Source organism: Pseudomonas sp. DCB_BI (assembly GCF_026240995.1).
Lineage (GTDB): Bacteria > Pseudomonadota > Gammaproteobacteria > Pseudomonadales > Pseudomonadaceae > Aquipseudomonas.
Genome location: NZ_JAPFCG010000002.1, coordinates 99,452 through 113,025, shown reverse-complemented (window position 1 = coordinate 113,025; position 13,574 = coordinate 99,452). Strand labels below are relative to the sequence as shown.

8 protein-coding genes are annotated in these 13,574 nt (G+C 63.9%); 3 read left to right on the top strand and 5 right to left on the bottom strand.

Annotation, left to right across the window (positions count from 1 at the left end):
- The first annotated feature begins 90 nt into the window (after positions 1–90).
- Both OO258_RS02825 and OO258_RS02820 read left to right on the top strand, forming a co-directional pair.
- The gene (locus tag OO258_RS02825; RefSeq protein ID WP_003252112.1) at positions 91–312 is read left to right on the top strand and encodes a VF530 family DNA-binding protein; all 222 of its coding nucleotides are present in this window, start codon (positions 91–93) and stop codon (positions 310–312) included.
- 1 nt (position 313) lies between these two features.
- Positions 314–949 (top strand): Pr6Pr family membrane protein, encoded by a 636-nt coding sequence (locus OO258_RS02820; protein ID WP_110742744.1) that lies wholly within the window; start codon positions 314–316, stop codon positions 947–949.
- A 107-nt stretch (positions 950–1,056) separates the two neighbouring features.
- Here OO258_RS02820 and OO258_RS02815 read toward each other — a convergent pair whose 3' ends face one another.
- The 3 genes from OO258_RS02815 to OO258_RS02805 all read right to left on the bottom strand — a co-directional run bounded on the left by OO258_RS02815 (position 1,057) and on the right by OO258_RS02805 (position 5,595).
- On the bottom strand, positions 1,057–1,818 hold the full coding sequence (locus tag OO258_RS02815) for a siderophore-interacting protein (RefSeq protein ID WP_266028792.1): 762 nt from the start codon (positions 1,816–1,818) through the stop codon (positions 1,057–1,059).
- Positions 1,811–2,356 (bottom strand): PadR family transcriptional regulator, encoded by a 546-nt coding sequence (locus OO258_RS02810; RefSeq protein ID WP_266028791.1) that lies wholly within the window; start codon positions 2,354–2,356, stop codon positions 1,811–1,813. Before OO258_RS02810 ends, OO258_RS02815 begins: the two co-directional genes overlap by 8 nt.
- Before the next feature lie 89 nt (positions 2,357–2,445).
- The gene (locus OO258_RS02805) at positions 2,446–5,595 is read right to left on the bottom strand and encodes a transglycosylase domain-containing protein (RefSeq protein WP_266028790.1); all 3,150 of its coding nucleotides are present in this window, start codon (positions 5,593–5,595) and stop codon (positions 2,446–2,448) included.
- 368 nt (positions 5,596–5,963) lie between these two features.
- Between OO258_RS02805 and OO258_RS02800 the strand changes: the two genes are divergently transcribed.
- Positions 5,964–7,382, top strand: a complete 1,419-nt coding sequence (locus tag OO258_RS02800) for an amino acid permease (RefSeq protein WP_110742752.1) — start codon at positions 5,964–5,966, stop codon at positions 7,380–7,382.
- Between the two features lie 40 nt (positions 7,383–7,422).
- Here the strand turns inward: OO258_RS02800 and OO258_RS02795 are convergent, their stop codons facing one another.
- Together OO258_RS02795 and OO258_RS02790 are read right to left on the bottom strand one after the other, a co-directional pair.
- The gene (locus OO258_RS02795; protein WP_266028789.1) at positions 7,423–9,042 is read right to left on the bottom strand and encodes an FMN-binding glutamate synthase family protein; all 1,620 of its coding nucleotides are present in this window, start codon (positions 9,040–9,042) and stop codon (positions 7,423–7,425) included.
- 160 nt (positions 9,043–9,202) lie between these two features.
- Positions 9,203–13,477: a DEAD/DEAH box helicase gene (locus tag OO258_RS02790; protein WP_266028788.1), complete on the bottom strand. Its 4,275-nt coding sequence runs from the start codon at positions 13,475–13,477 to the stop codon at positions 9,203–9,205.
- Between the last annotated feature and the right edge of the window lie 97 nt (positions 13,478–13,574).

The following is a 13,574-nucleotide window of genomic DNA, read 5'->3' as shown; positions in this document are numbered from 1 at the left end:
GCCCATGGCCAGCGATTTTTCTGTCGTCATGACTGATCCCACCCGCCACTACACTCGTGTAAGGTGCGCATCTTTCCTACGGAGTACAGCATGAGCACGGCCCAACACAACGCGCTGCACGGCAAGACCCTTGAACAGATCCTCACCGAGCTGGTGGCGCACTACCAATGGCAGGGCCTGGCCGAGCGCATAGACGTGCGCTGTTTCAAGAGCAACCCGACCATCAAGTCGAGCCTGACTTTTCTGCGCAAAACGCCATGGGCGCGGGAAAAGGTGGAGCAGCTGTACGTGAAACTGCAGCGCCAGGCCTGACATGCCACGCCGTCCCTGGTTGACCAGCATGGCCGTGCTGGGCTGGTTCGGCCTGGCCGTGCAGGTGTACTTGGTGCTGATAGCGCGATGGCAGGAGCAGGCCAGTCTTGTCGGCGGCCTGATCAATGTGTTCGGTTACTTCACCGTGCTGACCAACACCTTGGTGGCGACGGTACTTAGTTATGCGGCGTTTGGCCGGGAAGGTCGGGCCAAGCGTTTTTTCCTGTCGCCGCCGGTGAGCTCTGCGGTGGCCACCAGCATCGTCCTGGTGGCGCTTGCCTATAGCGTGTTGCTGCGCCATTTGTGGCAACCACAGGGTTGGCAATGGCTGGCTGACGAGTTGCTGCACGACGTCATGCCACTGCTGTACGCCTTGTACTGGTGGTGCGAGGTACCCAAGGGCAGGCTGCGCCTATGGCACCTGGCGCTGTGGGCGCTGTACCCGGCGGTGTACTTTGGCTATGCGTTGTGGCGGGGGAGTGAGATCGGCATGTATGCCTACCCGTTCATTGATGTGGCGAACTTGGGGTATGGGCAGGTGTTGCTCAATGCCATCGGGGTGCTGGCAGGCTTCTGGGGGATAGGGTTGGTGTTGCTGGGGCTGGACAAGTGGCGGGGTTTGAGCAGATTGGCTTAGCCTGCACAGGCCCTATCGCCGGCAAGCCAGCCCCCAACAGCCTTCTAGGGCTGTACGATTACTGTGAGGGCAGGCGTGCCGGCGATAGGCCTGGGACGGCACCCGGATCACTCGTCTTCCGCAGTCCCGTCGGCACGCCAGTAGGCTGCAGCCTTCAGCGCATCCTCAGGCACGCCCTTCTCCAGCAGCAGTGCCTTGGCCTGGCGGGTCAGGGCTTTTTCCAGCGCCACCCAGCCATACAACCGGCCTTGGGGCAAGGTCAGTTTCTTCACCAGTGCGAGCAGATCTTCCTGCTGCCTACGCACCCAGATCACTTCGACCTGCGCCATGCTCGGCAGTGGCTGGCGCTCCTGCTCGTCTTCGATCTGGATCACCGCCAGCACCTGGCGACCTGCCGGCAGTTCTTCCAGGCGCCGGCCAATCGCCGGAATGGCCGTTTCATCACCGATCAGCAGGTAGCTGTCGAAGATATCCGGCACCACCAGTGAAGCCCGCGGCCCCGCAATGTTCAGGGTTTGCCCGGGCGCGGCCTGCGCGGCCCATGTAGAAGCCGGGCCGTCGCCGTGCAACACGAAGTCGATGTCCAGTTCATTGGCCACCAGGTCGATGCGCCGTGGCGTGTATTCGCGCATGGTTGGCCGGGTGCCACCATCCTTGCCCAGGTTACGGGCTTCGATGGCCTGCTGCTGCTCCGGCGTCTCAGCGAACAACAGCTTGATGTGGTCGTCGCTGCCCAGGCTGGTGAAGCCTTGCAGTTCGGCGCCACCCAAGGTGACGCGGCGCATGCGCGGGGTCAGGTCGGTGACCCGCAGCACGTGCAGGCGACGCTGGCGGATCTCGTGGTTGACGCGGTGAATGGTGTCACTCATGGGCATTCTCCATGACAGGTTCTGCCGGCCCGGAGGCGATGGCCTTGGCGGTATGGTTGAGCAGGTCGCGAACCCGTTCGATTTCTTCAGGGGTCCAGCGGCCGCTGTGCATGTGCAGTGCGTGGCGCAGGTTGCCGACCGCTTCATGGATTTCTGGCGGGCGGTCGTGGCCGCGCAGGGCACGCTTGCTGACTTCGATGCGCATGCGCACGCCGTCCAGCGCCACGGCCTGCTCACCCAGGGCTCTGCGGCCAGCATCGGTGATGGCATACAGGCGCTTGCTGCCCTGCACCTGGCCGCTGATCAGTTCGGCTTCTTCAAGAAAATTCAACGTCGGGTAGATCACCCCGGGGCTGGGGCTGTAGCTGCCGTCGAACAGGTTTTCGATCTGGCGGATCAGGTCGTAGCCGTGGCCAGGCTGCTCGGCGAGCAGGTCCAGCATCAGCAGCTTGAGGTCACCGGGCGCGAAAACGCGGGGGCCACGCTCGCCACGGCCGGGGCGCCGCTCGAAGGGATCATGGTGTGTGTGTTCGCGCATGGGGGATGGGGCTCCGTCTTTGCGATATATCGTAAGATATTACTCAAGATATATCTAAAGACTAGCCCTCAATTGCCGATGATTATCATCTAGTTATTCGATGTAACCCCTTTTGCCGTTGCCGGGGTAAGCGCCACTTCTGGCGGCTTGCACTCATTCGGGTTGCCCGGCTGCAAGTACGGCATCAGGATCGGCGCCATCCCCTTGAGCACCTGTACCGGTAGCGCCGAGGTGAATTTGAACGCTTCCGCCGAGCGCCCCGGGACGAACGCGGTCAGCGTGCCGAAGTGGTTGTCGCCGAGGAAGAACACGAACGTTGCGGTACGGTTGAGCGAACGCGAGCCGATCAGGCGCCCGCCAGCACCAAAGCTTTCGATGCGGTTGTCACCAGTACCGGTCTTGCCACCCATTACCAGAGGCGTGCCGTCCTGCAATTTGAAGCTGCCAGAAATACGCCGCGCGGTACCGGCATCGACCACTTGCGACATGGCCCCCTTGAGCGCCCGCGCCACTTCCACCGGCAGAATCCGTACGCCCCGGTCCGGGTCGGTGATGAGCTTGGTTTCGTAGGGGGTGTTGGCAGCAAAGTGCAGGGTATCGATACGCAGGGTCGGCAGGCGGACGCCGTCGTTCTGAATGATCCCGACCAGTTCGGAGAGGGCGGCGGGGCGGTCGCCGGAACTGCCGATGGCGGTAGCCAGCGAAGGCACCAGGTGGTCGAACGGGTAGCCTACTCGCTTCCAGCGCTGGTGGATGTCGAGGAACGCTTCGATCTCGACCATGGTGCGGATGCGGCTGTCACGGGCGCCCTGGTGGCGGCTCTTGAACAGCCAGCCATACACCTCCTGGCGCTCGAAACGGCTGGCGTTGACCATTTCGCTCAGGGTCGAACTCGGGTTCTTCAGCAGGTAGCCGAGCAGCCACAGGTCCAGCGGGTGGACCTTGGCGATGTAGCCCTGGTCGGGCAAGTCGTACTTGCCCGGACCGTAGGCCTCGTACATCTCCGACAGGCGGCCGTCGGTCAGTTTGCCCAGGGCAATCTTGTCACCCTTGATATGGGCACGGACGAAGGCATTGAAGGTTTCCTGGCCCGCCTCCGGGAACAGGTACCGGTGCACTGCCGCCAGCCGCTGCGGCGTCACGCGCATGCTGTCGAGGAAGGTATCCAGGCGTTGCTGGGAAGTTTTGCGCTGGTATTTCTTCCAGAAACGCATCAGGTAGTTGGTGCCTTCCTTGTCGGCGAATCGGGCCAGGTATTCCTGGCGGCGTGGGTCGGCGTCATCCTTCAGCAGCGGCACACGGTTGTACGGCTGCTGGTAGGTCACGTAGCGCACCAGGTCGCGCATCAGGCGGATGAACGGCAGGTTGATCGACTCACGCAAGGCGTCCTTGAGGGTCGGGTTGCGGCTGTTGTCTTCCTTGCGGAAGTTGTTGAACACGTGCATGCCGCCGCCCGTGAAGAACGCCTCGCCGGTGTTGGCCGAGTACTTGCGTTCCAGCGCGGCATCCAGCATGGCATCCAGGCTTTGGTTCTTGCTGTTCTGCGTCAGCCATTCCAGCGACCACTGGGTGATGCGGTCAAGCTCGGCGACCTCGACTTTCTTCAGTTCGGCGGCCGGCTTGCCGGCGTACTTGTCATGCAGTTCAGCGATGATCTCCAGGTAAGTGGTAAGTACCCGCAGCTTGGCGGTCGAGCCCAGTTCCAGCTTGCTGCCTTCGTTGATGTCGAAGGGCTGGTTGGTGCTGTCAGTCTGCACGCGCACCCGCGAGCCGTCGGCGGTGCGTTCGAACAGGGTGAAGCTGTAGCTCACCTGGTCGGTCGTCTTGGCGGTGAGCAGGCGTTCGCCGATCAGGCCGATCTGCGCTGCGAAGGCCGGATCTGCCAGGTTTTTCAGGTACTGGCTGACCTGCAATTGCAGGTCGGCCTGCAACGTACTGGTGGCCGACACGTCGAGTCGGTCCAGGTCGTACAGCGGGCGGTTGAGCATGGCTGCCAGGCGGTTTCGCGCCAGGCTGATGCCTTTGTTGGTGACGATCGGCACGATGGTCGGCTGTGCGACCCAGTCGCGGTACACCGCCTTGCTGGCCAGTGCGGCGTCGGCCAGCGGTTGCTCGATGACCTTGTTGGCGGCGAGCACGCGGATGTGCGCGTCGGTCAGTTCGGCCAGCTCGACCCGGCCCTTGGACAAGTAGTGTGAGGGGCGGCGTTGGGCAATCATCAGCGACAGCACCTGGCGCAGGGCCAGGCCGCGTGCGGCCATGCTTTGCGGGTCGCTGGCGGTGGAGGTCAGGGCCTGGTTGACCTGGTCGAAGTCGGCGCCGTACCACACCCGCAGGCCCTCGGCCATGCCATGCACTTCACCATGCCCAGGCACGGCCGACAGCGGCACGCTGTTGAGGTAGTCACGCACGATACGCTGGCGCGCCTCAGTGGTGTCGGGGCCGCCCTGATAGGCCCGCACGCTGGCAGAAATCATCTGGCGGATTTTCTCGGCGCCCGACACGGTCAGGCCATCCGGTGAGTGGCGATACTTTTCCAGCTGCGTGGCCAGCGTGCTACCGCCGGCTGACTGCCCGGGCAGCGCCAGGTACTTGGCTATCTGGCTGTAGGCGGCCTTGGCAAAGCGTGGCCAGTCCACGGCCGGGTTGTTGCGTGGGTCTTTGGTATCGAGCAGGTCGCGGTTCTCGATGAACAGCAGGCTGTTGACCATCACCGGCGGGATTGCCGCAAAGTCCGGGTACAGGTGCTGCGGGTAGTTGTACTGGTAAAGCATGTCGCCGCGGCAGTCGGTAATCGAGAGGCCGGCCTGGATTTTTTCGATATAGGGCGCGAACAGCCCATGATCGACGTAGTTCATCAACGCCGGCGAGAACTTCACCTGCTCGCTTATGAGGTAGTCGCGTTTAAGCAAGCGCGGCAGGAATTCGCCCAGGGCGCTGTAGCCCAGGCGCTTGTCGAAAGGCCCGTCCCCGGGGTAGACGATGGCATCGCTGGGGCCAGGTTGCAGCGAATAGGTCAGGGTGCCGGCCAGTTTGCTGAATTCGCGCGATTGCAGCTCCGAGGTGCGGAACTCGTCATAGGCAGCGAAGCCGACGGCCACCAGTGCGACCAGCAGGATAAGGAGGATCAGCCGCCACCACAGCCGACGTTGACGAGGGGACTTCGGTTGTGGCGTCTCGGCCGGAGGTATCTCGGGTGCTTCCGTTCTGCTTGGTTCCGATTGCCACAGTGCGCCCATAGTCTTCTATCCGGCCAGGTGTTTTCGTCTTGCTTGCCTGAAGCTTAGACGTTGAGCGGGTAGGGTGAAAAATTTGTCGGAAGTGAAGAAACGTGGTGTAGGGCTATGCGGCTTTGGTGTGGGTTCCTTCATGCGTGGATGTTGCTATGGTGCCGCGGGCCCGGAGAACTCGCTGATTATTCCTGTATATACAGCGAAAATCCCTGCAACGGTCTTCCTATACTGCTGGCCCCCTTCGCCTTGCCGAGCGCTCTAGCCCGGCACACGGGCCGGCCCACAAGGCAGGCCTGGCAAGCCAACGCCACGCCTATCGGCAGGGCCGCTGCTGCACGAAGGTCAATCCAATAACAAAATGAGGTTGTATTGCTATGCCAGTCGGCAACCACCCTGCCCACGGCCATGCCACTGAAGGCGGCCCGCTCAAGCGCGAACTGGGCGAACGGCACATTCGTCTGATGGCGCTGGGCGCCTGTATCGGTGTCGGTCTTTTCCTCGGTTCGGCCAAGGCCATCGAAATGGCCGGCCCGGCCATCATGCTGTCCTACATCATCGGCGGCCTGGCCATTCTGGTGATCATGCGCGCCCTTGGCGAAATGGCCGTGCACAACCCTGTCGCCGGCTCGTTCAGCCGTTATGCCCAGGACTACCTCGGCCCGCTGGCGGGTTTCCTCACCGGTTGGAACTACTGGTTCCTGTGGCTGGTTACCTGCGTTGCCGAAATCACTGCGGTGGCCATCTACATGGGCATCTGGTTCCCCGACGTACCACGCTGGATCTGGGCCTTGGCGGCGCTTGGCAGCATGGGGGCGGTCAACCTGGTGGCGGTGAAGGCCTTCGGTGAATTCGAGTTCTGGTTCGCCCTGATCAAGATCGTCACCATCATCGCCATGGTCCTCGGCGGCATCGGCATCATTGCTTTCGGCTTTGGCAATGACGGTGTGGCAGTGGGGATCTCCAACCTGTGGAGCAACGGCGGCTTCATGCCCAATGGCGTGACCGGGGTACTGATGTCGCTGCAGATGGTGATGTTCGCCTATCTGGGCGTGGAAATGATCGGCCTGACCGCAGGTGAAGCGCGCAACCCTCAAAAGACCATTCCGCAGGCAATCGGCTCGGTGTTCTGGCGCATCCTGCTGTTCTACGTGGGTGCGCTGTTCGTGATCCTGTCGATCTACCCGTGGAACGAAATCGGCAGCCAAGGCAGCCCGTTCGTCATGACATTCGAGCGCCTCGGCATCAAGACCGCTGCCGGCATCATCAACTTCGTGGTCATCACTGCGGCACTGTCGTCGTGCAACGGCGGTATCTTCAGCACCGGGCGCATGCTCTACAGCCTGGCGCAGAACGGCCAGGCGCCAGCGGCCTTCGCCCGTACCTCGAAGAACGGCGTCCCACGCAATGCGCTGCTGCTGTCGATCGGCGCGCTGCTGCTGGGCGTGCTGGCCAACTACCTGGTGCCCGAGAAGGTGTTCGTCTGGGTAACTTCGATCGCCACCTTCGGTGCGATCTGGACCTGGGTGATGATCCTGCTGGCGCAGTTGAAATTCCGTGCCAGCCTCACCGTTGCCGAGCGCAAGGGGCTGAAGTACCGCATGTGGCTGTGGCCGCTGAGCTCCTACCTGGCCCTGGCCTTCCTGGTGCTGGTGGTTGGCCTGATGGCCTACTTCGAGGATACCCGGGTGGCGCTGTATATCGGCCCGGCCTTCCTGGTGCTGTTGACGGTGCTGTATTACACCTTCCGCCTGGCGCCGAAAGAGGTGCAGGGAGTGGCCAGTAGCGCTTCCTGATGTGAAATAGCCGGGGCCGTTTCGCGGCCCCGGCGCCCTGTCAGGCCGCCACCTCACTGTGCGGCTCAAAGCTGTCCGCCCGCGCCAGTTGCCACATTCGTGAATAGAACTGGCCATTCACTTCGCCGGTCAGCAACTCACCCGGTTTCAAGAACACATGCATCTGCGAGAACAGCTTGATCTCGGTCGCCGAGATGCGCCGCACCAAGTGCTTGGCCTCCAGTTGTGCCGGGTGCTCCAGGCCCGCGGCGGCAAGCATTTCTGCCAGGGCCCGCAAGGTGTTGTGGTGGAAGTTCAACACCCGTTGTGCCTTGTCCGGCACCACCAGCGCACGCTGGCGCAACGGGTCTTGCGTGGCTACGCCGGTCGGGCACTTGTTGGTGTGGCAGCTCTGCGACTGGATACAGCCGATGGCGAACATGAAGCCGCGCGCCGAGTTGGCCCAGTCGGCACCAATGGCCAGCACGCTGGCGATGTCGAACGCGCTGACGATCTTGCCGCTGGCGCCCAGCTTGATCTTGTCCCGCAGGTTCAGCCCGACCAGGGTGTTGTGCACGAACAGCAGGCCTTCACGCAGCGGCACGCCGATATGGTCAGTGAACTCCACAGGCGCCGCACCGGTGCCGCCTTCCTTGCCATCGACGACGATGAAATCTGGCAGGATGCCGGTTTCCAGCATGGCCTTGGCGATGCCCATGAACTCCCACGGATGGCCCAGGCAGAACTTGAAGCCCACCGGCTTGCCGCCAGACAACTCACGCAGCTGGGCAATGAACTGCATCATCTCGATGGGGGTGGAGAAGGCGCTGTGGCGTGATGGCGAGATGCAGTCTTCGCCCATCAGCACGCCACGGGTTTCGGCAATCTCCCGGGTGACCTTGTGTTTGGGCAGGATGCCGCCATGGCCGGGCTTGGCGCCCTGGCTCATCTTGATCTCGATCATGCGTACCTGCGGGGTGCGCGCCTGGGCGGCGAAGCGCTCGGGGTCGAAGCGCCCGTCTGGCGTGCGGCAACCGAAGTAGCCGCTGCCCAGTTCCCAGACCAGGTCACCACCGTGTTCGCGGTGGTACGGGCTGATGCTGCCCTCGCCGGTGTCATGGTGGAAATTGCCCAGCTTTGCGCCTTGGTTCAGCGCGCGGATGGCATTGGCGCTGAGCGAGCCGAAGCTCATTGCCGAGATATTGAAGATCGACGCTGAATACGGCTGGCTGCACTGTGGCCCGCCGACGACAATACGGAAGCTGGATGGGTCGGCCAGGGGCGCCGGGCGCATGGAGTGGCCGATGAACTCGAAGCCCGACTCGTACACGTCGATCAGGGTGCCGAACGGTTTGTCCGAGGCTTCGTTCTTGGCCCGGGCATACACCAGCGAGCGCTGCGCGCGGGAAAACGGCAGGGCGTCGCTGTCTGACTCCAGCAGGTACTGGCGGATTTCCGGGCGAATGGCCTCGACCAGGTAGCGGATGTTGCCCAGGATCGGGTAGTTGCGGCGTACCGCGTGGCGCTGCTGCACCAGGTCGAACAGGCCTATCAGGCTGAGGATTCCGGTGGTCAGGGTAAACGGCCATAGCCACTCGTGGTGGGTGAAGGGCAGGCTCACCAGGGTGAACAGAACACAGGCGGCGAAGAAGGCGTAGCGGCTGAGAAGTGACAGGCTCATACGGGGTCCTTGCGATGGCGCGGTCAGGCTCAGGGCCTGGAGGCAAACCCCGACCATAGCCAAGTTGCCGGGCCCTGCAAATTAAAATCGGGGTAGCGAAAATCATTCTCGAGTCGAGCGCGATTTGCCTGGCCGGGGCGCATACTCAGCACGAACGGCTTTACACGGGGCTGCGTAGCAGCTTCTGCCGCCAGCGCTCCTGCTCTGGTGCTGGTGCCTCGACCAGGTACGCGAAGCGCCCCGCCACCCGCACCGCCACCGGCACCCCATCGCGAAACAGCAGGCGATTGCCACTTACCGCCGGCACCTTCGCCCCCGGCAGCAACGACCCGATCAGGTTCAGCGGGTCACTGGCGCTCACCACCAGCAGCGTGCCGTCCACTTCCCGCCGCCGCACTTGCCGCAGCAAACCCACGGCTTCCGGCAAGGCGAACTGTTCACCGGCCAGCCCGGCAATGAAGCGCCCGCCCCGGATTTCGCCACGCGCCTCTAGCCGGTGATAGCAGCGCAGCAGTTCACGCCAAGGCGGCAGCACATCACTCTCGCGCTCCAGCAGCCGCCAGCAAACCACGCCATAACGCCGTAGCAGGGTGTGGGCGATGTGCTCAAGGCGCTGGCTGTCGTCCACAGTGCCAATGCGCAGCAATGCCCAGCGCCCGGCATGGGACATGCTGCTGGACAACGGCGCATGACCGCGTCGGCTGTTGCGTGACGCGCGCTTCGCCGCCGGGGTAATCAGGCTGCGCAAGCCAGTGAAACTGTCGGCGCCCACAAGGCCAGCACCGACCAGTTCCTGCAACGCTATTTCCAGTTCGCTGGGGAGCAGGTGTGCATCCTGTGTCAGTTCGTCAAAGAACAACGCGCCCTGTGTTCGCAGCACGTCGTGCACGCGTTGCGCACGCGGCCCCAGGCGTTCCGGGGAGGGTGCAGGCGCAAGGCTGCGCCACAGGCTCAGATGCTCACGCGCAAGCAGCACCAGCGGGGTGCTCGACAAGGTATTGCTCGACACGGTGGTGGCCAGCCGGCTCCAGGCGAACTGCCCACTGCGGCAGGCATCATCCAGCCACTGCGGGCTGTAGTCTTTGATACGCGCCGGCAGCAACTCGGCCTCCCAGGCCCCCGCCGCACTGGGGAAACCCTGCAACTGGCCCAGCACTTCGGTCACTGCTTGTGGCCCACGAAGGCGCTCTTCAGGCGCCAGGTGCTGCCAGTCGAACAGAAAGCGCATGAAGTCCTGCAGACTGACCGGTTCGATCTCGCGGCGCAGGCGCTTCACCGTGTAGCGGTGGATGCGCGCCAGCAAATGGCGCTCGCACCATTGCAGTTCGTCGGCACCAGGGCTGAAATGCCCGCGCAGCACATAACCTTCGGCTTCCAGCTGGGCCAGGGCCTGTTCGATTTTTACTGCGGCCAGGCCCAACGGGGCCGCAATCTGGGCTTGGGTCTGCGGGCCGCAGCCACTCAGGCGGGCACGCAGCAGTTCGCTCAGGGCAGTATCGGGGTCGATGACCAGATCGAAGCCGGGGAGTAGTTCCAGCACCGGCTCCAGACGCGCTGCTGGGTAAAGTGCCAGCATCAGGTTCAGGCGCTCACGGGCCAACCAGAGTTTTTCATCGGCCAGGCGCATGGCCCGCCCGGCCTTGGCCAGTTGCCTTAGCAGCAGATCCCAGCCGGGGTTGGCCTCGACCTCTGCCTGGCTGATGGCGCCCAGGCCCATCAGGGTTTCGTGCATTTCGTCGGGGTTGCCCGGCTGCGGCCAGGCCTCGGCCGTGACGGCGGCGATGGCATCGACGTCCAGCGCGCCGAGGTCGTCGCCGCTTTGCACCTCGCTCCAGCGCCGGTTCAGCACCGCCTGGGTACGCCGCTCTTCCAGCGGCGCATCGTCGAGAAACGCATATGGCCGGGCGTTCAGAATCGCCGCAGCCAGTGGCGAAGGGGCGGGCAGGTCGCGGCATAGCAGGCGCACCGCACCGCTTTCCATGCGCCGCAACAGTGCCAGCCAGCCTTCGCTGTCCATCGCCTCGTGCAGGCAGTCGTCGAGGGTTTGCTCGACCAGTGGGTGATCGGGGATTTGCCGTTCGCCTACGATATTTTCCAGGCAGGCGAGCTGGTCGGGAAACACGGCCGCTACCAGGTCTTCGCTCTTCATTCGCTGTATTTGTGGCGCCACCTTGCGTCCACCTACAAAGCGCGGCAGGGCCATGGCCACACCGGCGTTCCAGCGCCAGCGCACGCCAAACAGCGGCGCGTCCAGCACTGCCTGGATGAGGATTGGCTCGGCGCTGCGGCTGTTCAGGTAGCGCCATACTTCATCGAGCTCGAAGCTATGGCTGGTCGACAGCGACAACACGATGGCGTCCTCGCTGGCGGCCGCCTGCAACTCAAAGTTGAAGGTGCGGCAGAAGCGTTTGCGCAGGGCCAGGCCCCAGGCGCGGTTGATGCGGCTGCCATAGGGCGAATGGATGATCAGCTGGGTGCCACCGGATTCGTCGAAAAAACGCTCCATCACCAGCGTGTCCTGCGAGGGCAGGGCGCCGAGCACTTCGCGGGTGCGAGCCAGGTAGTCAAGTAACTGGGCGGCGCTGTCTTCGCCCAGTTCGAACGTGCCTTGCAACCACGCCAGCACCTCGGCGACGTCACCGCAGGCCTGCGTCAGCTGGCGGTCGATACAGGCTTGCAGCCGGGCCACGGCAGCCGACAGCTCATCACTGCGCCCCGGTGCTTCGCCCAGCCAGAATGGAATGGTGGGCGGTAGGCCATGAGCATCCTCCACCCGTACCCGGCCCGGCTCGACGCGCACGATGCGATACGAAGCATTGCCCAGCTGGAAGATATCGCCAGCGATGCTCTCCACTGCAAAGTCTTCGTTGACGCTGCCGATGTTCAACGCCTGCGGTTCCAGCAACACGCTGTAGTCGGCATTGTCGGGGATAGTGCCGCCGCTGGTCAGTGCGGTCAGCTGGCTGCCTCGGCGGCCACGCAGGGTGCCGATCACCACATCGCGGTGCAGGTAGGCACTGCGTACGCCCTGGCGGCCGTTGTAGCCCTCGGCCAGCATGCGCAGCAGCGCCTCGTAGTGGTGCAGGTCGAGTTCGGCGTAGGGGGTGGCTTGGCGCAGGCAGTCGAACAGGGCCTGCTCGTGCCACGCTTGGTTGCTGGCTTCGGCAACGATTTGCTGGGCCAGTACGTCCAGCGGTGCCCGGGGGATGTGCAGCTCCTCCAGTTCGCCCCGGCGCACGCAGTCGAGCAGCGCCACACATTCGATCAGGTCATCGCGTGAGGTGGGGAACAAGCGCCCCTTGGGTATGCCATCGACTTGGTGGCCCGCGCGACCCACTCTTTGCAGGAATGCGGCAATCGAGCCCGGAGAGGCGATCTGGCAAACCAGGTCGACGTCGCCGATGTCGATGCCCAGTTCCAGTGATGCGGTGGCCACCAGCACTTGCAGCTGGCCGCGCTTGAGTCGCTGCTCGGCATCCAGGCGCAGCTCCTTGGACAGGCTGCCATGGTGCGCGGCCACTGCCGTTTGGCCCAGGCGGTCGCTGAGGTGTCGGGTGATACGCTCAGCCAGGCGCCGGGTGTTGACGAATACCAAGGTGGTGCGATGTTCACGGGCCAGGGTGGCCAGGCGGTCGTAGACCAGGCCCCAGACATCGGTGGCCATCACTGCGCCCAAGGGTACCGGGGGTACTTCGATGGCCAGGTCGCGCTGGCGCGCATGGCCCACATCGACGATGGCGCAGGGGCGCCCGCTGCCGACCAGGAACTGCGCAACCCGCTCGACCGGGCGTTGCGTGGCGGACAGGCCGATACGCCGTAGCGGCCGGTCGCACAGTGCTTGCAGGCGCTCCAGGGTGAGCGCCAGGTGGCAGCCGCGCTTGTTGCCGGCCAAGGCATGGATTTCGTCGACGATCACGGTGTGTACGCTGCGCAGGCCTTCGCGGCCAGAGGCCGAGCCCATCAGCACATACAGCGATTCTGGGGTGGTCACCAGAATGTGCGGGGCCTGCTTGCGCATGGCGGCACGTTCTTTCTGCGGGGTGTCGCCGGTGCGCACGGCGGTGGTGATGCGTGGGGCGCTCAGGCCTTGGTCTGCGAGGGCCTGACTGATGCCTTCGAGTGGGGCCTGCAGGTTCAGGCGGATGTCGTTGGACAGCGCCTTCAGCGGTGAAACGTAGATCACCTGAGTGCGCGCGGGCAGCTCGGCCTGCTGCTCCAGGCCTTGGCGGAACAGTTCGTCGAGCACCGCGAGGAACGCGCTGAGGGTTTTGCCCGAACCGGTTGGGGCGGCCAGCAGCATCGACTGGCCGGCATGGATCAACGGCCAGGCCTGGGCCTGGGCAGCGGTGACCGTGGCGAAGTGGCGGCGGAACCAGGTGCTTACAGCGGGGTGGAACAGCTCGAGCACCGGGTGGTGTTTGGCGGGCAGGTTCATGAGTTGGTTATGGAGGGGCGTGGTCCCTTTGGCAAGGGGCCGTTCGTCTGGCAGGCCCGCCAAAGCCTGTCCTGGCGAAAGGGAAGGCACAGCAAAC

What these genes read in the sequence shown, in the direction of transcription:
- OO258_RS02815 (WP_266028792.1), bottom strand. Translation starts at nt 1,818, where the DNA reads ATGAGTGACACCATTCACCGCGTCAACCACGAGATCCGCCAGCGTCGC.
- OO258_RS02825 (WP_003252112.1), top strand. Translation starts at nt 91, where the DNA reads ATGAGCACGGCCCAACACAACGCGCTGCACGGCAAGACCCTTGAACAG.
- OO258_RS02795 (WP_266028789.1), bottom strand. Translation starts at nt 9,042, where the DNA reads ATGAGCCTGTCACTTCTCAGCCGCTACGCCTTCTTCGCCGCCTGTGTT.
- OO258_RS02800 (WP_110742752.1), top strand. Translation starts at nt 5,964, where the DNA reads ATGCCAGTCGGCAACCACCCTGCCCACGGCCATGCCACTGAAGGCGGC.
- OO258_RS02810 (WP_266028791.1), bottom strand. Translation starts at nt 2,356, where the DNA reads ATGCGCGAACACACACACCATGATCCCTTCGAGCGGCGCCCCGGCCGT.
- OO258_RS02820 (WP_110742744.1), top strand. Translation starts at nt 314, where the DNA reads ATGCCACGCCGTCCCTGGTTGACCAGCATGGCCGTGCTGGGCTGGTTC.
- OO258_RS02805 (WP_266028790.1), bottom strand. Translation starts at nt 5,595, where the DNA reads ATGGGCGCACTGTGGCAATCGGAACCAAGCAGAACGGAAGCACCCGAG.
- OO258_RS02790 (WP_266028788.1), bottom strand. Translation starts at nt 13,477, where the DNA reads ATGAACCTGCCCGCCAAACACCACCCGGTGCTCGAGCTGTTCCACCCC.